Annotated in this window: 23 protein-coding genes; 15 read left to right on the top strand and 8 right to left on the bottom strand. The window is 63.8% G+C overall.

All coding sequences use genetic code 11. The annotated features are described in order from the left end of the window. Positions 1-18: 18 nt before the first annotated feature. From NKK51_RS24910 to NKK51_RS24900, 3 genes are all read right to left on the bottom strand, one after another. Entirely contained in the window at positions 19-960 is a 942-nt protein-coding gene (locus NKK51_RS24910; RefSeq protein WP_027036220.1) for a D-ribose ABC transporter substrate-binding protein, read from the bottom strand. Between the two features lie 330 nt (positions 961-1,290). After that, positions 1,291-2,118: a phosphogluconate dehydrogenase C-terminal domain-containing protein gene (locus NKK51_RS24905; RefSeq protein ID WP_128302332.1), complete on the bottom strand. Its 828-nt coding sequence runs from the start codon at positions 2,116-2,118 to the stop codon at positions 1,291-1,293. A 331-nt stretch (positions 2,119-2,449) separates the two neighbouring features. Continuing rightward, complete coding sequence (locus NKK51_RS24900; protein ID WP_352554919.1) at positions 2,450-3,130, bottom strand: GntR family transcriptional regulator; 681 nt, start codon at positions 3,128-3,130, stop codon at positions 2,450-2,452. 217 nt (positions 3,131-3,347) lie between these two features. Between NKK51_RS24900 and NKK51_RS24895 the strand changes: the two genes are divergently transcribed. The 7 genes from NKK51_RS24895 to NKK51_RS24865 all read left to right on the top strand — a co-directional run bounded on the left by NKK51_RS24895 (position 3,348) and on the right by NKK51_RS24865 (position 11,836). Next, a complete protein-coding gene (locus NKK51_RS24895) occupies positions 3,348-4,475 on the top strand; it encodes a sugar ABC transporter substrate-binding protein (protein WP_128302335.1) in 1,128 nt (375 codons plus the stop codon). A gap of 83 nt (positions 4,476-4,558) precedes the next feature. Then, complete coding sequence (locus NKK51_RS24890) at positions 4,559-6,091, top strand: sugar ABC transporter ATP-binding protein (protein ID WP_352554918.1); 1,533 nt, start codon at positions 4,559-4,561, stop codon at positions 6,089-6,091. After that, positions 6,088-8,172: an ABC transporter permease subunit gene (locus NKK51_RS24885; protein WP_128302337.1), complete on the top strand. Its 2,085-nt coding sequence runs from the start codon at positions 6,088-6,090 to the stop codon at positions 8,170-8,172. The genes NKK51_RS24890 and NKK51_RS24885 overlap by 4 nt, the downstream gene beginning before the upstream one ends. Positions 8,173-8,185: 13 nt before the next feature. Then, complete coding sequence (locus NKK51_RS24880) at positions 8,186-8,992, top strand: SDR family oxidoreductase (protein ID WP_023808888.1); 807 nt, start codon at positions 8,186-8,188, stop codon at positions 8,990-8,992. A gap of 11 nt (positions 8,993-9,003) precedes the next feature. Beyond that, positions 9,004-9,951, top strand: a complete 948-nt coding sequence (locus NKK51_RS24875; protein ID WP_352554917.1) for a 3-hydroxyacyl-CoA dehydrogenase — start codon at positions 9,004-9,006, stop codon at positions 9,949-9,951. Next, the gene (kce, locus tag NKK51_RS24870) at positions 9,948-10,910 is read left to right on the top strand and encodes a 3,5-dioxohexanoate:acetyl-CoA acetone transferase (RefSeq protein ID WP_352554916.1); all 963 of its coding nucleotides are present in this window, start codon (positions 9,948-9,950) and stop codon (positions 10,908-10,910) included. The genes NKK51_RS24875 and kce overlap by 4 nt, the downstream gene beginning before the upstream one ends. Positions 10,911-10,957: 47 nt before the next feature. Further along, entirely contained in the window at positions 10,958-11,836 is an 879-nt protein-coding gene (locus tag NKK51_RS24865; protein WP_023808885.1) for an SMP-30/gluconolactonase/LRE family protein, read from the top strand. A 75-nt stretch (positions 11,837-11,911) separates the two neighbouring features. Here NKK51_RS24865 and NKK51_RS24860 read toward each other — a convergent pair whose 3' ends face one another. Then, a complete protein-coding gene (locus NKK51_RS24860) occupies positions 11,912-12,673 on the bottom strand; it encodes a GntR family transcriptional regulator (protein ID WP_128302340.1) in 762 nt (253 codons plus the stop codon). Positions 12,674-12,822: 149 nt separating this feature from the next. Here NKK51_RS24860 and NKK51_RS24855 point away from each other — a divergent pair, with 149 nt between their 5' ends. The 6 genes from NKK51_RS24855 (at position 12,823) to NKK51_RS24830 (ending at position 19,316) form a co-directional block, all read left to right on the top strand. Then, positions 12,823-14,070, top strand: coding sequence for an enolase C-terminal domain-like protein (locus NKK51_RS24855; RefSeq protein WP_352554915.1), 1,248 nt, complete (start codon positions 12,823-12,825; stop codon positions 14,068-14,070). Between the two features lie 62 nt (positions 14,071-14,132). Further along, positions 14,133-15,209 (top strand): ABC transporter substrate-binding protein, encoded by a 1,077-nt coding sequence (locus NKK51_RS24850; RefSeq protein WP_352554914.1) that lies wholly within the window; start codon positions 14,133-14,135, stop codon positions 15,207-15,209. 13 nt (positions 15,210-15,222) lie between these two features. Further along, positions 15,223-16,713 carry a sugar ABC transporter ATP-binding protein gene (locus NKK51_RS24845; RefSeq protein ID WP_352554913.1) on the top strand — a complete coding sequence of 497 codons (1,491 nt, stop codon included), beginning with the start codon at positions 15,223-15,225 and terminating at the stop codon, positions 16,711-16,713. Between the two features lie 61 nt (positions 16,714-16,774). Further along, positions 16,775-17,680 (top strand): ABC transporter permease, encoded by a 906-nt coding sequence (locus tag NKK51_RS24840; RefSeq protein WP_502902491.1) that lies wholly within the window; start codon positions 16,775-16,777, stop codon positions 17,678-17,680. Next, complete coding sequence (locus NKK51_RS24835; RefSeq protein WP_352554911.1) at positions 17,677-18,615, top strand: ABC transporter permease; 939 nt, start codon at positions 17,677-17,679, stop codon at positions 18,613-18,615. The genes NKK51_RS24840 and NKK51_RS24835 overlap by 4 nt, the downstream gene beginning before the upstream one ends. After that, positions 18,612-19,316 (top strand): cyclase family protein, encoded by a 705-nt coding sequence (locus NKK51_RS24830; protein ID WP_352554910.1) that lies wholly within the window; start codon positions 18,612-18,614, stop codon positions 19,314-19,316. The genes NKK51_RS24835 and NKK51_RS24830 overlap by 4 nt, the downstream gene beginning before the upstream one ends. A gap of 7 nt (positions 19,317-19,323) precedes the next feature. Here NKK51_RS24830 and NKK51_RS24825 read toward each other — a convergent pair whose 3' ends face one another. Further along, a complete protein-coding gene (locus NKK51_RS24825; RefSeq protein ID WP_352554909.1) occupies positions 19,324-20,340 on the bottom strand; it encodes a Zn-dependent oxidoreductase in 1,017 nt (338 codons plus the stop codon). A 375-nt stretch (positions 20,341-20,715) separates the two neighbouring features. On the opposite strand from NKK51_RS24825, the gene NKK51_RS24820 reads away from it, so the two are divergent. Together NKK51_RS24820 and NKK51_RS24815 are read left to right on the top strand one after the other, a co-directional pair. Next, positions 20,716-22,167, top strand: a complete 1,452-nt coding sequence (locus NKK51_RS24820; protein WP_352554908.1) for a DHA2 family efflux MFS transporter permease subunit — start codon at positions 20,716-20,718, stop codon at positions 22,165-22,167. 103 nt (positions 22,168-22,270) lie between these two features. After that, positions 22,271-22,927, top strand: coding sequence for a GntR family transcriptional regulator (locus NKK51_RS24815; protein ID WP_352554907.1), 657 nt, complete (start codon positions 22,271-22,273; stop codon positions 22,925-22,927). A 29-nt stretch (positions 22,928-22,956) separates the two neighbouring features. Here NKK51_RS24815 and NKK51_RS24810 read toward each other — a convergent pair whose 3' ends face one another. Genes NKK51_RS24810 through NKK51_RS24800 form a run of 3 tightly spaced genes read right to left on the bottom strand, consistent with a single transcriptional unit; the run spans position 22,957 to position 24,807 of the window. Beyond that, a complete protein-coding gene (locus NKK51_RS24810; protein WP_352554937.1) occupies positions 22,957-23,412 on the bottom strand; it encodes a MaoC/PaaZ C-terminal domain-containing protein in 456 nt (151 codons plus the stop codon). Continuing rightward, on the bottom strand, positions 23,409-24,485 hold the full coding sequence (locus NKK51_RS24805; RefSeq protein ID WP_352554906.1) for a Gfo/Idh/MocA family protein: 1,077 nt from the start codon (positions 24,483-24,485) through the stop codon (positions 23,409-23,411). Before NKK51_RS24805 ends, NKK51_RS24810 begins: the two co-directional genes overlap by 4 nt. Next, on the bottom strand, positions 24,478-24,807 hold the full coding sequence (locus NKK51_RS24800) for an L-rhamnose mutarotase (RefSeq protein ID WP_292135684.1): 330 nt from the start codon (positions 24,805-24,807) through the stop codon (positions 24,478-24,480). The genes NKK51_RS24805 and NKK51_RS24800 overlap by 8 nt, the downstream gene beginning before the upstream one ends. Positions 24,808-24,809 lie beyond the last annotated feature (2 nt).

Here is a 24,809-nt window from a genome sequence, read left to right as displayed (position 1 = left end):
TATTGAAATCACGCTGACTCAGTTCGTCAGCGCGAAGGTCTCCAGCTTGGCGGCATTGTCGCCATTGATCAGAACGCAGTCCATCAACTGCTTTTCCTTGGCCGGCGACTTCTTGTTCTTGATGAAGTCGTTGGCCTGCTCGACCGCCATCTGCGCCTGCGCGAAGGCCGGCTGCAGCACGGTTGCCTTGATACCGCCGGCGGTGATGGAGTCGCGCACGTCGTTCGATCCGTCGAAGCCGACGACGATGACGTCCTTGCGGTTCGCCGCGGCAAGTGCCGCATAGGCGCCCATCGCCATCGTGTCGTTGCCGGAGATCACGCCCTTGATGTCGGGGTTGGCCTGCAGGATCGATTCCATCTTGGAATAGGCTTCCGTCTGGCTCCAGTTGGCCGACTGCTGGGCAACCATCTTCAGGTCCGGATAGTCATCGATGACGTCGTGATAACCCTTGGAACGAATGCCGGCATTGGTGTCGGATTCCTTGCCGACCAGTTCGACGAAATTGCCCTTCTCGCCCATCAGTTTGACGAACTCCTGCGCGCCGAGCTGGGCACCCTGGTAGTTGTTGGAGACGATCTGCGCCACGGCGACGCCGGTGGCGTTGATCTCGCGGTCGATCAGGAAGGACGGAATCCCTGCGTCCTTGGCCTTTTGCACGGCGGCGACGGTGGCGTCGGCGCCGGCATTGTCGAGGATGATCGCCTTGGCGCCGCGGCCGATTGCGGTGTCGATCAACTCGGACTGCTTGTTGGCGTCGTCGTCATGGACCAGCACCAGCGCCTCATAGCCGAGTTCCTTGGCCTTGGCTTCGGCGCCGACGGCTTCCGCCTTGAAGAACGGATTGTCGTGCGAGGGCGTGATAATGGCGATGAGATCCGCCGCATAGGCGGGCACTGCCGTGCCAAGCGCCAGCATGCCGGCGAAAGCCGCAAGCGTCATTCTGCGTGTGAGTTTCATGAAGTCCTCCCGTTTGAAAAAATTGCCTTGATCGGCCAATGGCTTTGTCTGCATCCGAATTCGTCAGGCAGCGCGGGCCGCGGATCGCTTGGGTCAAAAAACCGTTGCCGGCTTACCCAAGACGGATCGTTGCTCCCCAGCCCTCCTCCACTCGCCCAGGCATCCTGCTCCCTGCGAAACCTTGTCGATCCGAGCCATGAACAGCTAAGCCAACTGGTATGATGAGTCAACCACAAATTCAGGTGACATGTACCTGATGAGCTACCAAAACCGAGGGTCGGCAATGACATGCCGGGCCCTCGAGGTGCTGCGTCAAGCACCTGTCTTCTCTCAGGTGATCCGCTGAATGCTGGCGGCGATCTCTTCCGGTTCGAACACCCGCTTCCAGTCGTCACGCATCAGCACCGGCTTGCCGAACTCGATCGCCTTGTTGCAGGCGTCCGAGAAAACGCCCTTGGTCTCGCCGAAAATGACGGCGCCGAGCACGTTCATATGGCCGAGCAGGAAGTCGAGTGCCGCCTGCTGGTCGACGCCGCGCGCCACGACCTCGTCGACGGCTTCTTTCATGACCACCAGCAACGAGGCGCACACCGTCTCCGAAAGGCCAGGCTCGAGCAGCGCCATCTGTTCGACGCTGACGCGGTGCGAACGCATCACCGGCGCCCATATGATCTTCGCGATCGCCTCGCCCTTGGCGTAGTCCTCTTCCGGCCCCTGCATCAGGGCGCTGACCATATGCTGCTTGGCCTTCACGCCGCCGAAATAATCCTTCTTCGCGGCCATGTCCGTCTCGTCATTGAAGATCGGCGGATGGCAGGGGTGGGTGACGAAATAGGTGAGGTCCGGCCGCTTCGGCAGATGGCCGGCAAAGGGTGCTGCCGCGTCGAGCACCACCACCATCGTGCCTGATACCAGCTTGCTCTCGATGCTGGCCGCTACCTTGCCGATATGCGTGTCTGGGACGGCCAGGATCACCACATCGGCGTCCTTGAGCGCCTCGTCGGCACTGACCGTATCGAAACCCAGTCCGGTCTTCAGCCGTTCGCGGCCGGCATCGCTGACTTCGACATGGCGTATCGTGTAGGGCGACCCGCGAAAATTGGTCGACAGGCGGTAGCCCATTTTTCCGCCAGCCCCGAACAGCGCAATCGTTGTCATCTGGTCACTACTCCATCTCAGCCGACGGTATCGCCCGTCGTCTACTTATCAACTGGTATAATCACGCTACCAGATTTTGGCAATCGATAATGACCGTGCGCGCAGGGTCATGCGTTTGCGGCGTAATCGCCTGCCGCCCAGCAAGCTCCAGCACGAAGATGACAATGATGTTTCGCCCACGAACTGCTCCGTGAACAGAACCTTGGATGGCGCGCTCAGGGGATACGATCAGCCCGAAGAAGCCCGCACTGGCCGTTAAATGCGCATTGGCGCTCTGCCATCACCAGGGATGAGCCGGCATGTGATAGGCGGTCGGAGACTGGGTCGGGCGCTACTTCAAAAGATCGACCAGCACGTCGAAAGCGGCGTCGATGTCGGCGCGGACCGCGGCGCTGACGGCTTCCGCGTCCCGGTTTCTCAATGCCGCGAACATCGCCTGATGGTGTTCGTTGGCGGTCGAGTAGTTTCCTGAATCGTGCAGCATGTTGAAGTAGGGGCTGATCTGCAGCCACAGGTTCTCGATGATGTTGAGCATGTTCTCGGAACCGGCTGCCCGATAGATCGAGAAATGAAAGGCGTAGTTGGCGCGCAGGTAGGATTTGACGTCGCCGGCGGCATTGGCCTGTTCGAGCGCATCCAGATGCTGGCGCAACTGCGCCACGGCCTGGTCGCCCATACGCTCCGCAGCCCATGCGGCCGCGATCGCCTCGATCTCGAACCGGACATTCCTGAGGTCGACGAGGCGTGCGCGGCTTAATGCCGGAATGCCGATCGACCGACCTGAAACCACCATCAGCGCGTTGGCGGCCGTCAGGCGCCGCAACGCTTCCCTGACCGGCATCGGGCTGACGCCAAAAGCATCGGCAAGGCTCTGAACCGTGACCATCTCGCCCGGCACGATGCTACCGTCGAGGATCAGTTCGGTGACATGGCGATAGACCCTGTCCTGCAGGGTTTCCCTGGACAGGGGTGCGATCTCGACCCCCGGCTTTCTGAACGCCGATCCAGTCATCTCCCGTCAACCTTCCCGCCCAAGGGCGACGCTACCTGCATCCGGAATGCAAGGTTCAAGGTGCCGCGTCAAGCGCCCACGGGCGCCCGTTTTGATATTAAGCGATTTCATCATTGATCTTTGATCAAATCATGTTACGGTCGTCGGCATCGAATGGCAAGGGTTACGTTTTGTGCCCTTGGGAGGCATTCGATCGTTCTGTTTGGGAGGAGTTCACATGGGTATCGGATCGAAAGTCCGGCGGCTCGCGCTGCTGGCCGGCATGGCTGCATGCGCCTTCGGCCTGTCCGCCGCGCAGGCAGCCGAGAAGCACAAGATCTTTCTCAGCATGAGCTACATAGGCAATGATTGGCAAGCGGAGGCGGCCAACATGGTCAAGGCCATGGCCGCCCACAAGAGCCTGGCCGACAAGGTCGACCTGCAGGTCCAGGTCGCTGGCCCCAACGCGCAACGCCAGATTCAGCAGATCAACGCAATGGTGCAAAGCGGCGCCGAGGCCATCGTCGTATATCCGATCTCGCCGACCGCGCTCAACCAGGTCGTCAAGAATGCCTGCGACAAGGGCGTGAAGGTCTTTGCCTACGACGCCGAGATCACCGAGCCTTGTGCCTACAACGTCCACATCGACCAGCTGGAAGCCGGCAGGGTGACCGCCGAATGGCTGGTCAAGAAGCTCAACGGCAAGGGCAACATCATCGCCATCACGGGTGTCCCGGGAACATCCGTCGACGATCAGCGGACAAAAGCCGCCAAGGAAGTCTTCGCCAAATATCCTGATATCAAGATCGTCGGCGAGGCTGTCGGCATGTGGAGCCAGGCGGTCGCCCGCACCGAACTTTCGAAAATCCTGGCCACCCGCAATTGGGACGACATCAACGGGCTGTGGATGCAGGTCGGCTGCTTCACCGCCAACTCGATGCAGCTCGAGGCCGGCAAGAAGACAAGCGAACTCCTGCCTTGCGCCGGCGAAGGTTCCAATGGCGGCCGCATCCAGATGCTGCCGGAGGGCACCGAAGTCGAAGGTGCGGCCGCCCCTTACGCGCCGGCCGGCGCACAACGCATTTCCTACGCCTCGCCGCCTTATTCGGGTGCGCTGGCGCTGAAGCTTGCCGTCGAGGCGATCGAAGGCAAGGACGTGCCGAAGACCACCATCCTGCCGCTGCCGCTCGTCACCAATGAGACGATCAAGCTGTGCGACGAAGGCACATGGGCGGAGATGAAGGCCGGCTGCAACGCCTTCAAGCCGTCGCTGGTCTCCAATCCGGGCTGGTTTGCCTCGATCTTCTCGGACCAGACACCCGAGGTCGGCCTCGCGGCTGCCCTCGTCGGACAACCGGAAGAATAAGCCTCCCAAGGCGATTTTGACGATGCGCGGACATTTTCTGTCCGTGCATCGTCGGTCCATGCCAAGCCCGGCGATCGAGGACAATGACAGAACATTCCGAGCTTCCCGCCATCGAGATCGACGGCATCAGCAAGGCGTTCGGCCCGACCGTCGCGCTGGACGGCGTGTCGTTTCGGATCGCGCCCGGCAGCGTCCATGCCCTGCTCGGTGAAAACGGAGCCGGCAAGTCGACACTTGTGAAGCTGCTGTCCGGGCTGGTCCGGCCGAGCCAAGGCCATGTCCGCGTCTTTGGCAAGGAGATCGCTTACGGCGCACCGCGCGCGGCACATGCGCTCGGCATGCAGACCGCGTTCCAGGAGATGACCCTGGTGCGCGATCTCTCCGTCCTCGACAACATGCTGCTGCCCTATGCTCCCGTCGGCGTCTCCGGCCTGATCCGGCGCAGCGCTGCCCGCAAGGCTGTCCGCCGCCACATCGACGATCTCGGTTTTTCCGTCGATCTCGACGCCGAGGTGAGCGAACTCGAGCTTTCGGTGCGCCAGAAGATCGAGATCGCGCGTGCCGTCTACCGCAAGCCGCGCATCCTGCTGCTCGACGAACCGACCTCGACGCTCGCCGGCCGCGACGTCGATTGGCTGGGCGACATCATCGCCAGGCTGAAGGCGGCGGGCACCACCATCGTCTTCATCACCCACCGCATGCGCGAGGTTCGCGCTTTTTGCGAGACGTTGACGATCCTGAGAAACGGCCGCCACATCGTCACCGCGCCGGTTGCCGATGTCTCTGACGCCGACGTCATCGAAAAGATCATCGGCCGCAGCATCGAGCAGACCTTCCCGCCCAAGCCCGACGGTGCCCAGGCCTTCGGCCCGCCGGTTCTGGGCGTGCGCGACCTGAAGGTCGGGCGCAAGCTCGACGGTGCCGGATTCGACTTGCGCAAAGGCGAGATCCTCGGCGTCGCCGGACTGCAGGGCATGGGCCAGCAGGATCTGTTCCTGGCCTGCTTCGGCATGGCCGAAATCACCCGCGGCGACATCCTCGTCGATGGCCGCAAGGTCTGGCTGGGATCGCCCGCCGATGCCGTGCTCCCCAACATGGCGATCGGCCTGGTGCCGGAAGACCGCAAATCCGAAGGCCTGTTCCTGAAACTGTCGGGAAGCCAGAACGCCACGCTGCCCGTGATATCGCGCTTCACACGGCTAGGCCTTGTCGACGCGCAAGCCGAGACCCGCTCCGTCGAGGCGGCGTTCGCCACTGTCGAAGTCGATGATCGTGCGCTGTGGACGCGGGCCGCCGCATTTTCCGGCGGCAATCAGCAGAAGATCGCCATCGCAAAATGGCTGGTGGCGCAGAGCCGCATCCTGCTTTTGTTCGATCCCACCCGCGGCATCGACGTCGGCACCAAGCACGAGCTCTATGTGATGATGCGAAACTACGTCGCCGCCGGCGGCTCGATCCTGCTGCACTCGACGGAGATCCCCGAACTTGTCCACCAGTGCGACCGGGTCCTGGTCCTCTACGACGGGCGCATCGCCGCCGAACTCGAAGGCGACGCCATCACCGAACCGGCCATCATGCGCCCGGCGCTCGGGCATGCCGGGGAAGCCGCCGCATGAGCAGCGCAGCAGCCTCATCCCCCGCTACCGGCGGCGTCGGACTGCGCCGTGCGCTGATGCGCAATCGCGGCGCGCTGATCGCCGCGGCCGTCCTGGCGATCCTGCTCTTCGTTGTCGACTGGATCAGCGCCGGGCCGCTGACATATTTCGACGTGTCGTTCCTGTCGAGCGGCGCCGCCACCTCGGCGCTCGCGGCGATCGGCCAGACCATCGTCATCCTGTCGGGCGGCTTCGACCTGTCCGCCGGCGCGGTGATATCGCTGGTCAATGCCGTGCTGGCATCGAGCATGGACCCGATGGCGCCGGGCGCCAGCATCATCCTGTGGACCGCCGTCGGCATCGGCGTCGGCATGGCGGTGGGCGCCTTCAACGGCTTCTTCATTGCGGTGCTGCGCATGCAGCCGATCGTGGTGACGCTGTCGACCATGTTCATCCTGCAAGGCGTGACGCTGCTGGTGATGGACAAGCCCGGTGGCTTCGTGTCGCCCGATCTCGGTACCTTCTATCTCGGCGACGCGATCGCCGGCTGGCTGCCGATGCCGCTGGTGGTGATCGGCGTCGTCCTGCTCGCCTGGTTCTGGCTGAAGGGAACCCGCTTCGGCACAGCACTTTATGCGGTTGGCAGCGATCCGGACTCGGCCGCTTCCGTCGGCATCAATGTCGTGCTGGTGCGCTTTGCCGTCTATGTCATCGCCGGCGGCTGCTATGGCCTTGCCGGCGTGTTCATCAGCGCCCAGACCGGCAGCGGCGATCCGCTGGTCGGCAATCCGCTGCTCTTGTCGATGTTCGCGGCGGTCGTCGTCGGCGGCACGCGCCTCGGTGGCGGGCAGGGCGGCCCGGTGGGCTCTGTCTTCGGCGCCTACATCCTGATGATCGTGGTGAACATCCTGCTGGTGCTCAACGTATCGGCCTATTATTCGACCATTGCCGAAGGCACCATTCTGGTGCTGGCAGCACTTGCCGGCTCGATCTCCCATGCATCGGTGCTTGCCGTGCAATTGCGCGCCGCGCGCGCCCGGCTTGCCGCTTGGCGCGCCGGCATATTGCCCTCGCAACTCGAGCGCGTGGACCGGCGTCTCAAGATCGCCGAGCCAGCCCATGCCCAGCGCAATCCGGCATCGCCGCGCCCTGCCTTCCATCTACGCAACGCGGAAACGTTGCGCTATGCGCTGCCCGCCTATGTCTGCCTGTTGCTCATCGTGGTCGTCACGCAGGTCTGGCTCGGCCGCGCCATCCTCAATCCGGGTTACTGGAATTCGCTGCTGGTGCTGTCGTCCTTCCTCGCCGTCCTAGCGCTCGGGCAGGGAACCGTCATCCTGACCGGCGGCCTCGATCTCTCCGTGCCGTGGACGATCGGCATCTCCGGCATCATCCTGGCCGGCATGGTCAACGGCTCCGACGCGGCCCTTGTCTACGCCTTGCCGGTCGTTCTGGTGATGGCTTGCGCCATCGGCTTCGCCAATGGTTTCGGCATCGTCTATCTCGGCATATCGCCGATCGTCATGACGCTTGCCACCAACGGCATTCTGCAAGGCTGTGCGCTGCTCTATTCGCAGGGAACGCCGGCCGGGTTTTCCTCGCCGATGCTGCGCTGGGTCATGACGGCCAAGCTCGCCGGCCTGCTGACCCCAATCGTCCTGCTGATGGTCGTCTTTGTCGTCGCAGCGGTACTGCTGCTTGGCCGCACCCCGTTCGGACGACGCGTCTACGGCATCGGCAATGGGCTGCGCGCGGCGCGCTTGTCGGGCATCGGCGTCGAGCGCACGCTGATCCTGGTCTATATGCTTTCGGCCGTCTGCGCGGCTGTTGTCGGCGTCATGCTGACCGGCTTTTCGGGTCAGGCAAGCCTCGGCATGGGCGACGACTATCTGTTGCCGTCGATCGCCGTGGTGGTGGTCGGCGGCGCGCTGATCACCGGTGGGCGCGGCCACTATCTCGGCATGCTCGGCGGCGTGTTGTTGCTGACCGCGCTGCAGATGCTGCTCGCCGGCACCACGCTTCCCTATGCCACGAGGGCAATTCTTTACGGACTGGTCGTTCTGGGCGCCGTCATGGCGCTGCGCGAACGGCGGCTGCAATGAGAAGGACAGGACGATGAGCACAAGAGCCCCGGCATCTGCGGACGAATTTCTGACTGGGCTGAAAGGCCAGCGCGTGCTGGTGACGGCAGGCGCCGGCGGCATCGGTTTTGCCATAGCCGACACGCTGTCACGCCTCGGTGCCCGCATCGTCGTCTGCGACGTTTCCGACGAGGCGCTGGCCGCTGCTCCCGGCAAGATCGATCTGGTCGCCGCTGTGAAGGCGGATGTTTCGCGCGACGATGACGTCGACCGGCTGTTCGAGGCGGTCGAGAAAGAACTCGGCGGGCTCGACGCGCTGATCAACAATGCCGGCATTGCCGGGCCGACCGGCGGTGTCGACGAAATCGACCCGGCCGACTGGCGGCGCTGCATCGACATCTGCCTGACTGGCCAGTTCCTGTGCGCCCGGCGCGCCGTGCCGCTGATCAAGGCGGCGGGCGGCGGCTCGATCGTCTCGATGTCGTCGGCCGCCGGCCGCCATGGCTACGCCTTCCGCACACCCTATTCGGCGGCCAAGTTCGGTGTCATCGGTTTCACGCAGAGTCTCGCCAAGGAGCTCGGGCCGCACGCTATCAGGGTCAACGCCATCCTGCCCGGCATCATCGAAGGGCCGCGCATCGAAGGTGTTATCTCGGCGCGCGCCAAGCAGGTCGGTATCAGCCACGAGGAAATGACCGGACGCTATCTGCAGAATATCTCGCTGCGCCGCATGACCAGCCCCTATGATGTCGCATCGATGGTCGCCTTCCTGCTCTCCGATGCGGGGATCAACATTTCCGGCCAGTCGCTCGGCGTCGACGGCAATGTCGAAACACTTTGAGGAGCCGATCCATGGCCAATGTCGCAATTGTCGGAAGCGGGTTCATCGGGCGGGCCTGGGCAATCAGCTTTGCCCGTGCCGGCCATGACGTGCGGATGTGGGATCAGTCGCCCGCTGCGACCGGCGGCGCCCGCGACTACATTGCCGGCGTGCTCGGTGACCTTGCCGCAAACGACCTGCTGCGCGGTCAGTCCGTCGACACCGTGCTCGGCCGGATCACCATTGTCGCCGAGCTGGCAGAGGCGCTGGCTGGTGCGGTCCATATCCAGGAGAACACGCCTGAAAACCTCGAGGTGAAGCGGGAGGTGTTCTCGCTGATCGACAGCCTTGCCGATCCGCAAACAGTCATCGCCAGTTCCACCTCGGCGCTGTTGCCGTCGAAATTCACCGACCATCTGCAAGGGCGGCAGCGCTGCCTGGTCGTGCATCCGATCAACCCGCCCTATCTCATTCCGGCGGCCGAAATCGTGCCGGCGCCATGGACCTCCGCCGAGACGGTCGAGAGAACCCGCGCCTTCCTCATCGACGCCGGTCATGCGCCGTTGGTGATGAAGCGCGAGCTCGACGGCTTCATCATGAACCGCCTGCAAGGTGCATTGCTTGAGGAGGCTTTCCGGCTTGTCGCCGACGGCTACGCCAGTGTCGAGGATGTCGACATCGGCATCCGCGACGGGCTGGCGCTGCGCTGGTCGTTCATGGGCCCGTTCGAGACCATAGATCTCAATGCACCCGGCGGTGTGCGCGACTATGTCGAGCGCTACCAGGGCATCTATTCCAACATCTTTCCCCAGACGCAGCGACGCGTCGACTGGGCGGGCGACGTGATGAAAACCATCGAAGCCGACCGCCGCGAACGCCTGCCGCGCGAAAACCTCGGCGAGCGGCAGGTGTGGCGCGACCGCCGGCTCATGGCACTGGCGGCGCACAAGAAAAAATCGGACCAGGAGTACGGACAATGATCGAAACGAGCCGCAAGCCGGGGCCTGCACAGACCAGGGGCAAGGTCATCATCACCTGCGCGGTGACGGGCGCCATCCACACGCCTACCATGTCGCCCTATCTGCCGATCACGCCTGACCAGATCGCTTCGGAGGCGATCGCGGCGGCCGAAGCCGGTGCCGCGATCCTGCATCTGCATGCCCGCGACCCGGAAACCGGCAAGCCCGACCAGACGCCGGAGGCCTTCGCTCGCTTCCTGCCGCGCGTCAAGCAAGGCACCAACGCCGCCATCAACATCACCACCGGCGGCAGCCCCTACATGAAGGTCGAGGAGCGTGTGCGCCCGGCCGCCCAGTTCAAACCGGAAGTCGCCTCGCTCAACATGGGCTCGATCAATTTCGGGCTCTATCACCTGGCCGACAAATACGAGACCTTCAAGTTCGATTGGGAAAAGCCGCATCTGGAAGCGACGCGCGATCTCGTCTTCCGCAATTCGTTCAAGGACATCGAGTACATTCTGGCGACCTGCTACGACAACGGCACGCGCTTCGAGTTCGAGTGCTACGACATCGCCCATCTCTACAACCTCTCGCACTTCGCCGACCGCGGGCTGGTGAAGCCGCCTTTCTTCGTGCAGTCGGTGTTCGGGCTGCTTGGCGGCATCGGCACCCATCCCGAAGACGTCGCCCATATGAAGCGCACTGCCGACCGGCTGTTCGGCGACCAGTTCCGCTGGTCGGTTCTCGGCGCTGGCGCCAGCCAGCTCCGCATCGCCGCGCAATCGGCAGCGCTTGGCGGCAACATCCGCGTCGGGCTGGAGGACAGTCTGTGGGCGGGCAAAGGCAAGCTTGCCAAATCGAACGCTGAGCAGGTCTTGCTGGCCCGCAAGATCATCGAAGGGCTCGGCATGGAGGTGGCGACGCCCGATGAGGCACGCGAAATCCTGTCATTGAAAGGCGGGGACAAGGTCGCTTTCTGAGGCGGCCCCAGCAATCGCCGCGAGACGCAAAAACGGAGGAGGACGGCATGAAGATCGAAGTCGTGGTGGACGTGAAGACCACACTGGGCGAAGGACCGCTGTGGGACGTCGAACAGGAACGACTCTACTGGATCGACAGCTTCGACGGGCGCGTGTTTCGGGCGACCGCCGACGGACGCGAGATCCGGTCATGGGACGTGCCGATGAAGATCGGCTCAATGGCGCTACGCAAGGACGGTAGCGGCGCCGTGGTGTCGCTGCAGCGCGGTTTCCATCTGCTCGATTTCGCCTCCGGCGATGTGACGCTGATCCACGATCCCGAGCCGGACAGGCCAATGAACCGGCTCAACGACGGCAAGGTCGACCGGCGCGGCCGCTTCTTCGCCGGCTCGATGGACACGATGGAAGAGGGGCCGTCCGGCGGTCTCTACAGGCTGGATCCGGATTTCTCCGTCACCCGGATCGATTCCGGCATCATCTGTTCCAACGGTCCATGCTGGAGCCCCGACGACCGCACCTTCTATTTCGCCGACACCTGGACCGGCGAGATATGGGCCTACGACTACGACATCGCCACCGGTGCCGCCACCAACAGGCGTACCTTCGTGCGCGTCGACACCAGCCGGGGCGGTGCGGCGGACGGCTCGACCGTCGATGCCGAGGGCTATCTGTGGAATGCGCTGGTCTATGACGGAAGACTGGTGCGCTATGCGCCCGATGGCAGCATCGATCGCATCATCGACATGCCGGTCAAGAAGATCACCAGCGTCATGTTCGGCGGACCGAAGCTAGATATCCTTTACGTCACCTCGATGGCCAAGCCGCCGTTGCCGCGTTTTCCCGGCGACGGCGTTTTGCGCGGCAGCCTGTTCGCCATCACGGGCCTTGGCGTCAAAGGCGTTGCGGAGCCCCGCTTCGGCAGCTGACGCCAGACAAGCGAAGCGCCCGTAGCATACGCGGATCAGGCCTTCGCGCAGGCATCCCAATGAGCGGTCAACGGATCATTGGCCAAACAGGTCCGGGCGAGCCACGTTGAGCCGTTGCACCGTGCGCAGCACTTCGCGCAGATGCGCCGCCATACGCGCGCCTGCCTGCTTTGCCTCGCCGGTCTCCACGGCCTCGAAGATCGCCACATGCTGAGCGAGCAGCGTCTCGAGGTGACCCGGCTCGGGCAGGCTCAGATAGCGCACACGGTCCATCTGCAGCTTGACCACTTGGATCACCCGCCAGCTCTTGGGCAGGCCGGCCTCTTCGCAAAGGCTACGATGGAAGCCCTCGTCGAGCTCAAGAAACAGCTCGCGGTCGCCCTCGGCCACTGCCTTGGCCTGCTGGGCAAGATTCACCCTGCCTGCCGCGATGAAGGCGCTCGAACCGTGGCCGGCCAGCTTCTGCACGACGGAGACTTCGAGTGCCTCGCGAATGAACTGCGCTTCCTCGACGTCACTTAGCCGGATCGGCGCGACGAAGCTGCCGCGTTGCGGCAGGATGTCGATCAGCCCTTCATCGGCAAGCCGGATCAGCGCCTCGCGCACGGGTGTACGGCTGACACCGAGCTGCTGGGCAAGGTCCTGTTCGCTGAGCGCTTCCGACGGCAACATCGCCAGCGTCGTGATGGCGCGGCGCAGGCGCTCGTAGATCTGCGGTGAGATCGGCATGCGATTGTTGACCGGCTCCAGCACCCGCGAGGGTTCGCGCTGACCGGCGGTTTTCAGCCTGGCAGCACTGCCTGAAAATCTGGTCGCCCCCGAAAGCTTGGTCCCCATGACGAATCCGTTGCTGTGAATGGCGCTGCACTGCTCCGGTCATGACACCGCGCACGTCCCAACTCAAGCGGCAAGCAGGATTGAAGCTGTATTGACATACTACCATGGTAGTGTGTATGACGCCAGCAGGCTAGGGGAGAGGAGCCGGCATGAAGATCACGGACATCAAGGCGACCACCATCACCGTTCCGCTGGAAGCAGCATTGCGGCACAGCAACGGTACGCATTGGGGACGCTTTGTCCGCACCGTGGTCGAGGTCGAGACCGACGAGGGCATTGTTGGGCTCGGCGAGATGGGCGGCGGTGGTGCCGGAGCGGAACTCGCCTTCGCCGGCCTGAAATCCTACCTGGTCGGCCATGACCCTTTCGATCTCAACCGCATGCGCTACGCCATCTGCAATCCGACGGCGTCGCTCTACAACAACCGCACGCAGCTCCACGCAGCGCTGGAATTCGCCTGTCTCGACATCATCGGCAAGAAGCTCGGCGTGCCGGTCTACCAATTGCTTGGCGGGCGCGTGCGCGACCGGATCGGCTTCGCTTCCTATCTGTTCTTCCGTTATGCCGACCGCCGCAGCGGCAAGGGCGAGGTCCGCACCATCGATCAATTGCTCGAGCATGCCCGCGCGCTCAAGGCCGAACATGGTTTTCACGCCCACAAGCTCAAGGCCGGCGTGTTTCACCCCGACTATGAGTTGGAGTGTTTCAGGGCGCTCGCCGCCGAATTTCCTGCCGACACGCTGCGCTATGATCCGAACGCCGCCATGTCGGTCGAAGAGGCGCTGCGTTTCGGCCAAGCCATCTCCGATCTCAGGAACGACTATTTCGAGGACCCGACCTGGGGCCTGGCCGGCATGCGCCGCTTGCGCGAGAAGCTCTCCATCCCGCTGGCCACCAACACCATCGTCATCGATTTCGAACAGCTCGCCACCAATGTGCGCGACCCTGCGGTTGACGTGATCCTGCTCGACACCACCTTCTGGGGCGGCATCCGCGCCTGCGTGCGCGCGGCGCAGATCTGCGACACGTTCGGTCTCGGTATTGCGGTGCATTCCTCTGGCGAACTCGGCATCCAGCTCGCCACCATGCTGCATCTTGGCGCAGTGCTGCCCAACCTCGTCTTCACCGCCGACGCGCATTATCACCACCTTGCCGACGACATCATCGTCGGCGGCAAGATGCTCTACGAGAATGGTGCGATCGCGGTGCCGGAGGCACCGGGCCTCGGCGTCGAACTCGATCGTGACAAACTCGCCACCTATGCCGAACTCTATCGCTCGCTGGGCGGCTATGCCTACGACCGCGATCCCGGCCGTCCGGGCTGGTATCCGCTGCTGCCCAACACTAATTTCGCCGACCATTTGAACGATGCCGTGCCTGATCTCGGGCTGGGCTGACATTTTCCGTTCGAAAGGATCGTCGGGAGGACGCTATGACTTTCAACCGGAGGAGAACAACAATGAGCAAGACCACAGCCTTATTCATTGCAGCCATGCTCGGCTGCACCAGCTTTGCAGCGCTGGACGCGCGCGCCGATGAAGGCGTCGCCAAAAGCGACACTTCGGCCAAGAAGATCGCCTTCAGCAATTCCTACGCCGGCAATTCCTTCCGCCAGGTGATGATCAAGAGCTTCGAGGAAATGGGCGCCAAGGCCGTGGCCGACAAGCAGATCGCCGCAACAGCCGTCGTCAGCTCGAACAATTCGGTGACCGAACAGGCGAGCCAGATCGAGAACCTGATCCTGCAGGGCTACGATGCGATCATCGTCCTTGCCGGCTCCGACACCGCACTCAATGGCGCCATCAAGGATGCCTGCAATGCCGGTATCACGGTCGTCGCCTTCGCCAGCGGCGTCACCGAGCCTTGCGCCTATGTCGTCGACTACAACCTCGATTCCTATGCCAAGGCCGAACTGGATTTCATCTCCAGCAAGCTCGGCGACAAGCCGGCCAACATCCTCGAGATCCGCGGTATGGCCGGCGACGGTTTCGACAAGCGCCTGCATGAGGGCGTCGAGAAGGCGATGAAGGCGCACGCCAGCTACAAGGCTGTCGGCGAGGTCTATGGTCAGTGGACGGCCACCGTGGCACAAAAGGAAGTGTCGGGCATCCTGCCGTCGTTGCCTCAGGTCGATGCGGTGCTGACGCAGGGCGGCGACGGCTATGGCGCGGCGCAGGCATTCAAGGCCGCCAGCCGGCCGCTGCCGATCATCATCATGGGCAACCGCCAGGACGAATTGGCGCTGTGGAAGCAGGAGCATGATGCCGGCGGCTACGAAACCTTCTCGCTGGGCGCCACGCCCAGCGTCTCGCAGGTCGCGTTCTGGGTCGCGCAGCAGATCCTGGCCGGCAAGCAGGTGCCGAAATTCGTCGAGGTGCCGCTCCTGCAGATCAATCAGCCTGACCTCGACGCCTGGCTGAAGACGGTTCCCGCAGGCGGCGTGGTCAATGCCGAATACCCGCAGGAGCTGGTGGCCAAGATCATCGACGCCAACGCCAAGAAGGAGCCTCTGCCGGGCGTTCCCGCGCCGAAATGAGCAGCATGGCCGAATGATGAACGATCCCACGTCGCCCAAAAGGGACGCAGCAGAGACGGTCAATGCCGACGGCCTCCTCATCGAGGTGCGCGATGTCCGCAAGCACTATGATGCCGTGCATGCCCTGGGCGGCGTGGATTTTCATCTCAAACCCGGCGAGGTCGTCGGCCTCGTCGGTCACAATGGCGCCGGCAAGTCGACGCTGATGAACGTGCTTGCCGGCACGGTCGAGCGCAGCAGTGGCAGCTTTCGCCTCGGCGAGCGTGAGATCGGTGCCTGGAGCGCGGCCAGCGCCCAGCAGGCCGGTCTGCGCTGTATCTTCCAGGAACTGTCGCTCTGCGCCAATTTGACGTCGGCGGAAAACACCCGCATCGTGCACAGGTCCTTGCGTGGGTTGGGCTGGCGGCGGCGCGCGCGCCAGGTGATCGGTCCGGTGCTGGACGAGGTATTCCCTGGCCACGGCATCGATCTCGACAGGAAGGTCGCCGACCTGCCGATCGGCGAGCGACAGATGGTCGAGATCGCCCGCGCCTTCACGCAGACCAGCATCAAATTGCGCGCCGTCATTCTCGATGAGCCGACCTCGGCGCTCGGCCATGAGGCGACGGAACAACTGCTCGCCCACATTCCTCGTGCCGCAGGGCGTGGCATCGCCTGCATCCTGATCACCCATCGCCTCAACGAGATCCTCGCCGTCTGCGACCGCACCGTCGTCATGGTCGACGGCAAGGTCGTCGCCGAGCGGCCGACCGCCGGCCTGTCACGCGCCGCGCTGGTCGAGTTGATGGGAAGCATCGAACGGCCGCGTGAGCGCACGGCCGGCAAGGTGGCCTCGGTGCAAGCTCCGGTTATCCGGCATGCGGGTCGCGACACCACAGATCTGACCATCGACGTCGGCAAGGGTGAGGTCATCGGCTTCGCCGGGCTCGACGGCCACGGCCAGCGCGAGCGGCTGCGCGCGATGTTTTATGCCGCGCGCCGGCAACGCGAGGCCTTGCCGGGTGCCTATGTCGCCGGCGACCGCGGCTCGGAAGGCGTGTTTTCGCTGTGGTCTATCGCCGACAATCTGACCATCCGCAGCCTGAATGCACTGACGCGGGGCGGCATGATCTCGAGCGACGCCGCCCGCAAGCTGGCCGAGACCTGGTCGGACCGCCTCAAGGTCAAGGCGCCTTCGATCGACACGCCGATCCTGTCGCTGTCCGGCGGCAATCAGCAGAAGGTGCTGTTCGCCCGCGCGCTGGCGTCCGACGCGCAGGTGATCTTCCTCGACGATCCGATGCGCGGCGTCGATGTCGGCACCAAGCAGGAGGTCTACCGGCTGATCCGGGCAGAGGCCGAGAACGGACGCTCCTTCGTCTGGTACACGACCGAGCTCGAAGAGCTGACCAATTGCGAGCGCATCTATGTCTTCCGTGAGGGCCGCGCCGCGACCAGGCTGGAAGGCGACGCCATCGAGACAGGTCGCATTCTGCAAGCGTCGTTCGGAGGCGAGCATGTCTGACGCGGCTGCCCGTGTTCCCGTCCGGTCCGCTTCCCATGCGCGCCCGGCCTTGCTCAATGCGATGCAGGTCGGCCTGCCGGCGGTGGCACTGCTGGTCATGCTTGCCATCATCTTCAGCATCCGCCCGGCGGCGATGAGCTATTTCGGTTTCCACCTGTTGTTCAAGCTCTCGGTGCCGCTGGTCTTTGCCGCACTGGCGCAGATGATGGTGATCATGCTGGGCGACATCGACCTGTCGAACGGCGCCTTTGTCGGGCTGATCACCTGCGTCACCGCGCTCTATCTGCAAGATGCGCCGGCAATCGCGCTGCTGTGCTATCTTGTCCTGATCGCCGCCTATGCCGGCTTTGGCCTGCTGATCCATTCGCGGCAACTGCCGTCGATCATCGTGACGCTGGGCATGTCTTTCATCTGGCTCGGCATTGCCGTCATCCTGCTGCCGGCGCCGGGCGGATCGGCACCCGCATGGCTTGCCGCCTTCATGAGTTGGCAGCCGCCGCTGATGCCGCTGTCGATCTGGCTGGCGGCGCTGGCGGCGCTCGCCGGCCATCTGGTCATCTCGCGCTCCTCCTATGGCGCGGTGCTGCGCGGCGCCGGTGGCAATCCGCGCGCCGTCGAGCGCGCCGGATGGTCTGTTGTCGGCATCCGCGTCGCTGTCTATGCCGCCGCCGGCCTGCTCGCCTGTCTGGCCGGACTGACGCTGACCGGTCTCACCACATCGGGCGACGCCAATGTCGCTCCGGCCTATACGCTGCTTGGCGTCGGCGCGGTGATCCTCGGCGGCGGCGCCTTTACCGGCGGCGTCGTCTCGCCGGTCGGCACGGTGATCGGCGCGCTGACTCTGTCGCTGGCGGGCTCGCTTCTGTCCTTCCTGCAAGTGCCGCCGACATGGCAGATCGGCGCCCAGGGCATCCTCCTGTTTCTCGTGCTGGCCGGGCGCGTGCTGTTGTCGGAGCGGGCACGATGACCCGAAGACTGAGCCTCGCGCCATGGACCTACGGCTTCATCGTGGCACTCGCCATGTGGCTGGCGACGACGGCCTATTCGGGTATCGGCAGCGCCGGCGCCACGCTTTCGGGGGCACTCGCCTTCGGCGCCTTCAGCGTCGTGGTGGGAACCGGACAGATGTTCGTCGTCGCCTCCGGACCGGGCAATATCGACCTGTCCGTGCCATCCGTGCTGACGCTGGCCGCCTATGTGTCGATGACGGTCATGCAAGGGTCCGACGGCATGCTGCTGCCTGGCCTGCTTGCAGCACTTGCCGTCGGCGCCGTTGCCGGTGCCGCGAACTTCCTTGCCATCGTCGCGCTCAGGTTGCCGCCGATCATCGCCACGCTCGCCTGGAGCTTCGTCTTCCAGTCGCTTGCCTTCAATCTCGGCGGCCAGGCGACGCTCAAGCCACCCGCAGGCCTTTCCCGCTTTACCTCGCTAAGCTTGGGCGGCATGCAGATCATGCCGATCGCGGTGATGGTGCTGACGCTGGTCGCCATGGTCGCCCTCAAACGCACGGTCTGGGGCCGGCAACTGCTGGCCACCGGCCAGAGCGAACCGGCGGCGCGGCTTGCCGGCATCAACGTCGCCCGGGTGCGGTTGATTGCCTATATGCTGTGCGGCACGGCGGCAGCGCTCGCCGGCTTCCTGCTTGCCGGCTTCAGCGGCGGGGCAGCACTCAACATGGGTGACGCCTATCTGATGGAATCGATCGCCGTGGTGGTGCTTGGCGGCACCAGCGTCGCTGGTGGACAGGCCAACGCGGTCGGCATATGGGGGGCAGCGTTGTTCTTCAACCTGATGTCCACCATGCTCAACACCTTTGGCATCCAGGCAGGCGTGCGCTTCCTTTTGACCGGCGTGCTGATCATCCTGATCGTCGCTCTCGTGCCGAGGCCGCGCGTCAGATGACATCCGCCACCGACACCCTCGCCGGGCTGTTCGAAACGAAGGCCGTTTCCTTCGTCGATCTGACGCATCCGATGATGCTGGGCATGCCGGTGTGGCCGACGCACCCGCATTACTGCCAGGAAATGGTGGAATCCTATGACCGCGGCGACGTCGCCTGCAATCATGCGTTGGCCATGAGCGAGCACACCGGCACGCATTTCGACGCGCCGGTCCATTTCATCCGCGGCGGTGCTGCCATCTCCGGCATTCCGGTCGAGCGTTTCTTCGGCCGCATGGTGACGATCGATGCGCGGGACTGCGCGCACCGGCAAGCCGTCGAGCCGGATGCTATCTTCGCTTTCGAGGCCGAACAGGGCCGCGTACGGCAGGGCGACGCCGTGTTCTTCCATTTCGGCTGGGACCGGCTCTGGGACGATCCAGCTGCGTTTCTCGCCGACTGGCCCGGCCTGTCGCGGCAAGCAAGCGAATTGCTGGTCGAGCGCGGTGCGCGCATCGTCGGCTCGGACTGCCTGTCGGTCGATTGTTTCGGCAGCGAGGATTTCCCGGCGCACAATACGCTGCTTTCAGCCGGCATCCTGATCGGCGAGAATTTCGCCCGGCTTGGCGACTTGCCGCCGCTGTGCTTCCTGATCAGCTTGCCGCTGGCGATCGAAGGCGGCAGCGGATCGCCGCTGCGCGCCATCGCGCTGGTCGAAGGCTAATTCCGGCTCATGAGAAGTCCAACTGGACCTTCAGCGTTCGCTGCGGTTCCTTCTCGATAAGGTCGAAGGCGGCGCGCGCTTCCGTCGCCGCGAAGACCTGCGTGATCATGCCTTGCGGATCGAGCCGCTTGTCGGCCAGCCATTCGACGACACGCGGCAACAGCCGGCGGTTCAGGCGCGAACCGACGATGGTCAGCTCCTTGCGCACCACTTCCTGCTGGCTGAGGTTGGACGGGGCATCCGAAAAGCCGAGCAGGCCGATGCGGCCCGCCGGGCTGGCGAGGCGGCAAGCCTCGTCCAGAAGTGCCGGAATGCCGGCGCCATCAATGACCAGCGTCGGGCCAAGACCGTCATTTTCGCCGCGTACCGCGGCTGGCACGGGATCGCGGACAGAGTGGATCACCCTGTCGGCGCCGAAGCGAAGCGCTCGCTCGAGACGGGCTTCATCGATGTCGGCCACGATGCAGCGTGCACCCTTGAGCTTGGCGACCTGCAGCACGGTGACGCCGACCGTGCCGGCGCCATAGATCAGCACCGTGTCGTCGGGTCCGCAGCCGGTACGGTCAAGCACATTGGCGGCGATGGAGAACGGTTCGGCCAGTGCCGCCAGTCCAAATGGCATATTCGCCGGAACCGGTATGGCATTTGCCGCCGGCACCGCCACGAAGGCGCGAAAACCGCCATCGCGGTGAACACCCATCACTTCGAGGTTGGCGCAGACATTGGAGCGGCCGACCCGGCAGGGATAGCAGTGACCGCACGACACCACGGGATCGACCACCACACGGTCTCCCGCGGCAATGCCGGTCACATCGCGTCCGAGCGCGGTTACCGTGCCGGCGAATTCATGGCCGATGATGCGCGGATAGACGGCGAACGGATTGGAGCCATGCAGGATGTGAATGTCGGAGCCGCAGATACCGGCACGGCTGACATGAACGACGACTTCGCCAGGGCCGGGCTCTGGCATGGCGCCCTGCCGGACTTCCAGCGACTGCGGTGCGCGAACGAGAACTTCAAGCATGGCCTCACCACTTGTATACTAGTCGACAAGTGGCTCAATCTCGCGGTGCCGTCAAGACGCAAGCGCTCATGGCGGCGGTAAGACGGCCTCTTACCTGACATGTTCCTTCACGAAATCGGGACGGACGTGCGCTGAAACGCAAATGCACCTGGCGTCGGCAGTTCGGACTCTCAATGCGCTGTCCCTGCCGATCTCCTCTCGAAGGGGTCGGCAGTCAAAATTTGTTGACCTCCATCAAAGAGGAAATGACTACCGCTTGCCTGCTTGTCGGACCATAAGACAGGCCGTGTGATCGGGCCTCGGCTGGCTTGCCGCACGGAAGGCGACCTTGCCTTTGAACGCGGACGCGCCACCTGGAATAGAGCAGCCGCTTGCATGACGGAATTGGCAATAGAATTGGAACAGCCTCAATTTGCCACCGAGCGCGACCCGAGGCTGAGATTGATCATCCCAATCATCGTCGCCATCGCCTTTCTGATGGAGCAGCTCGATTCCACCATCATCACCACCGCGATCCCCGCCATCGCACGCAGTCTCGACACGACGCCCGTCAGGCTGAACCTGGCGATCACCACTTACATTCTGACACTGGCCGTGTTCATTCCCGTCAGCGGCTGGTTCGCCGACAGGTTCGGTGCGCGAAAAGTGTTCGCGCTGGCGCTTTTCACCTTCACCCTCGGCTCGGCGCTGTGCGGCATGGCCAACAGTTTCGGCATGCTGCTGGCGATGCGCGCCCTGCAGGGGCTGGGCGGCGCCATGATGACGCCGGTCGGGCGGCTGATCCTGCTGCGCAGCTTCCCGCGCAGCGGGCTGATCACCGCCATGACCTACACGACCTTGCCCGCCATCATGGGGCCTGTGATCGGGCCGCTGCTCGGCGGCCTGTTGACCACTTACGCGTCATGGCGCTGGATATTCTATGTCAACGTGCCATTCGGTTGTCTCGGCATTCTAGCGGCGCTGCGCTTCGTCGACGATTTCCGCGAGGAAGCGGTGCAACGCTTCGACTTCGCCGGGTTCCTGATGGTGGGATGCGGTGTGGCCCTGCTGCAGTTCGGGCTGGAAAGCATCGGGAGGCCGATCATCTCCGTTTCGGCGACAGCGTTGGTGTTGGCCGCGGCGATCCTGCTGCTGCTCGCCTTCGGGCGCTATGCGCGCCGCGTCGTTGCACCGGCCGTCGATCTGACGCTGTTTCGATTTCGCTCGTTCTGGATCGGTACGCTGGCAGGCGGCCTGTGCCGCGTTGGCCTCAATGGCGTGCCCTTCCTGTTGCCGCTGATGCTACAGCTCGGCTTTGGCATGAGCCCGGTCACATCAGGCTCGCTGACATTCGTCGGCAGCTTCGGCGCCTTGCTCATCCGGCCGCTGCTGTCGCCGCTGTTGCGGCGCTTCGGCTTCAATGTCGTGCTGATCGGCAGCGCGGTCGTCGGCTCAGCCGCCGTGGCGGGGTTCGCCTTGATCGAGGCCGATACGCCGCACTGGATGATCGGTCTCTACGTCTTCGTGTTCGGGATCATCCGGTCGGCGCAGTTCATGACCTCCAACACGCTGTCTTATGCCGACCTGCCGGCCGACAAGCTCAGCCGCGCCACCAGCCTCGGCGGCGTCCTGCAGCAGCTCAGCGTTTCCCTGGGCGTTTCGATCGCCGCCATGGTGCTGGGTCTGGTCGCAGGAGAAACCCACATCGTGACACCGGAACGCTTTCATCAGGTGTTCCTGCTCACCGCGGTCATCCCGCTCATGTCCATTCCGGGATTCCTGTACCTGCGCGCCGAGGACGGCGTGCAGGTCAGCGGCCACGTTCGATCGGGCAATTCTCGCAAATGATGCCGGCGTATACGGGCATACATATACCCATGCAGGGGGTTCTCCATTAGGATGGTGCCCATGTGAACGGGAGCATCGGTTGCGGGGATTTGCGGAAAGCGTGATGCAGGGGCCGCGGACCGTGGCCGAGCAGGTCGCGAATGTCCTGCGCGAGGCGATTGCCAATGGCACTATAAAGGCAGGCACTTCGCTTCGACAGGACGAACTCGCCGAACATTTCGGCTTCAGCCGGATGCCCATTCGCGATGCGCTTCGCCAACTGGAAGCCGAGGGCATTGTTTCCATCCATCCGACAAAGGGCGCGCATGTCGCCCGGATGGACGGCGCCGAGATCAGTGAAATCTATGCGATACGCGAATTGCTCGAATGCGAGGCGTTGCGGCTTTCGCTTCCCGATCTCGCCGGCGCGAAGCTCGACGAGGCGGAACAGGTACTCGACCAGATCGACGCGGAGCGCAATGTCGGCCGATGGGGTGGGCTGAACCGCGCCTTTCATCTGGCTCTCTACGATGCCTGTGGCAACCATCGATTGCTTGGCCTGATCGAGGCGCACCACAATGCAGCCGATCGCTACGTCCGCATCCTGCTGTCGAACCTGGACTATCGCAGCCGCTCGCAGACGGAGCATCGCGAGCTGCTGGCCGCCTGCCGGCGGCGCGACGGCGACAGGGCCATAAGTATTCTGCGGAAGCATCTTCGCGAAGGAAGCGAGACGCTGGTCCGCGCGATCAGGGAAGATGGCCTGTCGCTAGAATCCTGACGGCGTGGCTCATGGGCATGCGATGGGCTTCAGCCCTGCGCCGGCCTGCGTTCGACGATGTAGATGTGGTCGGCCGCCAGCACCACTTCGCCGCGCTGGTTGATCACCTCGCAGCGTTCGATCACCCGTCCCGACCCCGGCCTCTTCGGGTCGTCTTCCCTGGCCGTAATTGTCGTGCGCGTCCGGATCGTGTCGCCGATGAACACCGGCTTGATGAAGCGCAGCCGGTCGTAGCCATAGGAAAAGGCAACAGGATTGATGACGGTTGCCGTCAGCCCGATGCCGACCGAGAACACCAGCGTGCCGTGCGCGATGCGCTGGCCGAATGGCGTTGTCTTCATGAACTCGGCGTCCATGTGGTGCGGGAAGAAATCGCCGGTGTGGCCGGCATGGACGATGAAGTCGGTCTCGGTGATGGTGCGGCCGCTGGTCAGGCGCGACGCGCCAATCTCATAGTCTTCGAAATACTGGATCTGTTCCATCAGGGTCTTTCCGCGATCGGCGTCGCCGGTGCCGCACTCGACTGATACGCCGCCTCGACCAGCGCCATCGTGCTCCAGGCATCCTCGACGGGACTGATCAACATAGCATCTTCTCCGGTAGCAAAACGCTGGACATTGGCCATGCGGCCGACGAAGGCATCGGGAAACCACTCGTCGGCCAAGGGCACGGCGATCCAGCCCGTTCCGCCCTTCGGATAGATTTCCAGCACATCCGGCTCACCTGTGGGATAATCGAGGTTGAGACCCAACTTGAGATAGGCTGCTCCCTCGGTGCCGCAGATGCGGAACTCGCAGGCTTGGTGCCGGCGGCCGAATTTGTGGTCGTGGTTGATCGACAGCGCGCAGCGCACGGTGTTGCCATAGTCGAGAATGGCGCTGGTGCGCGTCTGCGCCACGGCATGGTTGGGATGGCCGAGCGTCTTGGCGTGCACGCCCTTGGGGTCGCCGAGCAATTGCCTGATCAGGTCGAGATAGTGGATCGAATGCATGGCGATCTCGACGCGCGGCGCCTTGAGCAGGAATTCCCAAAGTTGCCATGGTGTCGCCAGCGCCAGCCAGGCGTCGAAGTCGACGATCTCGCCGAGCCAGCCCTTGGCGATGGCATCCTTGAGCGCCAGCATCATCGGCGCGAAGCGCAATTGGAAGTTCACCGCTGCGTGCAGCTTCCGGGCGCGGCAGATCTCGAGGATCGCGGTCGCCTCGGCAAGATTGCTGCCCATCGGCTTCTGGATCAGCGCCACCGCGCCATCAGGCAAGGATTTCAGCACATCGGCATGACGCCACGGCGGGGTGGCAAGGTCGAAGATCGCGCCCTCGACGGCGGCGGCTTCCTCCGCCGAGCGGAAGGCCGTCACGCCCCATTGGTTGGCCAGTTTTTCAGCTCTGGCATGATCGGGGTCGTAGAGGCCGGCGACGGGAAAGCCGGCCTTCCGATAGGCCGGGAAATGCGCGTCGCCGACGATCGATCCGGCGCCGAAGGTGACGATCGGTCGGGGTTTTGAGGGTTTTGGCCAGGATTGAACGAGCAAGGCAGGGTCGAAACCGCCTTCAGTCATGATGGAAGACCTCATCCATCTCGGCCCACCACTCGCCCTCTTTGCGCGTCGCCAGCGGCTCCTGGCACGGCATGCAGACCGCCCACCATTCCTGCGTCTTCGGATCGGCCGCCATCTTCGCCATGTCGGCCTCGTAGTCGCTGCCGTGGTATTCGAAGGTGCTGAACAGCAGGTTCTCCGGCCGCTTCAGGTAGATCGAGTAGTTCTTGATGTTGCAGGCGGAGATCATGGCCAGCACGTCGGGCCAGACGGCGGCATGGAGGCGGACATACTCCTCGACCTTTTCCGGCTTCAGCCCCAGAACCATTCCCATCCGCTGCATAT

The organism is Mesorhizobium sp. M0011 (genome assembly GCF_040324155.1).
In the GTDB taxonomy this organism is placed as follows: domain Bacteria; phylum Pseudomonadota; class Alphaproteobacteria; order Rhizobiales; family Rhizobiaceae; genus Mesorhizobium.
Note: the sequence above shows the minus strand (reverse complement) of the source record. Positions and strands in the feature narration are given on the sequence as shown.

Coding starts and splice junctions, on each gene's coding strand:
- NKK51_RS24880 (WP_023808888.1), top strand. CDS start 8,186: ATGAGCACAAGAGCCCCGGCATCTGCGGACGAATTTCTGACTGGGCTG.
- NKK51_RS24820 (WP_352554908.1), top strand. CDS start 20,716: ATGACGGAATTGGCAATAGAATTGGAACAGCCTCAATTTGCCACCGAG.
- NKK51_RS24905 (WP_128302332.1), bottom strand. CDS start 2,118: ATGACAACGATTGCGCTGTTCGGGGCTGGCGGAAAAATGGGCTACCGC.
- NKK51_RS24900 (WP_352554919.1), bottom strand. CDS start 3,130: ATGACTGGATCGGCGTTCAGAAAGCCGGGGGTCGAGATCGCACCCCTG.
- NKK51_RS24890 (WP_352554918.1), top strand. CDS start 4,559: ATGACAGAACATTCCGAGCTTCCCGCCATCGAGATCGACGGCATCAGC.
- NKK51_RS24805 (WP_352554906.1), bottom strand. CDS start 24,485: ATGACTGAAGGCGGTTTCGACCCTGCCTTGCTCGTTCAATCCTGGCCA.
- NKK51_RS24860 (WP_128302340.1), bottom strand. CDS start 12,673: ATGGGGACCAAGCTTTCGGGGGCGACCAGATTTTCAGGCAGTGCTGCC.
- NKK51_RS24825 (WP_352554909.1), bottom strand. CDS start 20,340: ATGCTTGAAGTTCTCGTTCGCGCACCGCAGTCGCTGGAAGTCCGGCAG.
- NKK51_RS24895 (WP_128302335.1), top strand. CDS start 3,348: ATGGGTATCGGATCGAAAGTCCGGCGGCTCGCGCTGCTGGCCGGCATG.
- NKK51_RS24875 (WP_352554917.1), top strand. CDS start 9,004: ATGGCCAATGTCGCAATTGTCGGAAGCGGGTTCATCGGGCGGGCCTGG.
- NKK51_RS24845 (WP_352554913.1), top strand. CDS start 15,223: ATGATGAACGATCCCACGTCGCCCAAAAGGGACGCAGCAGAGACGGTC.
- NKK51_RS24800 (WP_292135684.1), bottom strand. CDS start 24,807: ATGCAGCGGATGGGAATGGTTCTGGGGCTGAAGCCGGAAAAGGTCGAG.
- NKK51_RS24885 (WP_128302337.1), top strand. CDS start 6,088: ATGAGCAGCGCAGCAGCCTCATCCCCCGCTACCGGCGGCGTCGGACTG.
- NKK51_RS24835 (WP_352554911.1), top strand. CDS start 17,677: ATGACCCGAAGACTGAGCCTCGCGCCATGGACCTACGGCTTCATCGTG.
- NKK51_RS24840 (WP_502902491.1), top strand. CDS start 16,775: ATGCAGGTCGGCCTGCCGGCGGTGGCACTGCTGGTCATGCTTGCCATC.
- NKK51_RS24830 (WP_352554910.1), top strand. CDS start 18,612: ATGACATCCGCCACCGACACCCTCGCCGGGCTGTTCGAAACGAAGGCC.
- NKK51_RS24910 (WP_027036220.1), bottom strand. CDS start 960: ATGAAACTCACACGCAGAATGACGCTTGCGGCTTTCGCCGGCATGCTG.
- NKK51_RS24815 (WP_352554907.1), top strand. CDS start 22,271: ATGCAGGGGCCGCGGACCGTGGCCGAGCAGGTCGCGAATGTCCTGCGC.
- NKK51_RS24855 (WP_352554915.1), top strand. CDS start 12,823: ATGAAGATCACGGACATCAAGGCGACCACCATCACCGTTCCGCTGGAA.
- NKK51_RS24865 (WP_023808885.1), top strand. CDS start 10,958: ATGAAGATCGAAGTCGTGGTGGACGTGAAGACCACACTGGGCGAAGGA.
- kce (WP_352554916.1), top strand. CDS start 9,948: ATGATCGAAACGAGCCGCAAGCCGGGGCCTGCACAGACCAGGGGCAAG.
- NKK51_RS24850 (WP_352554914.1), top strand. CDS start 14,133: ATGAGCAAGACCACAGCCTTATTCATTGCAGCCATGCTCGGCTGCACC.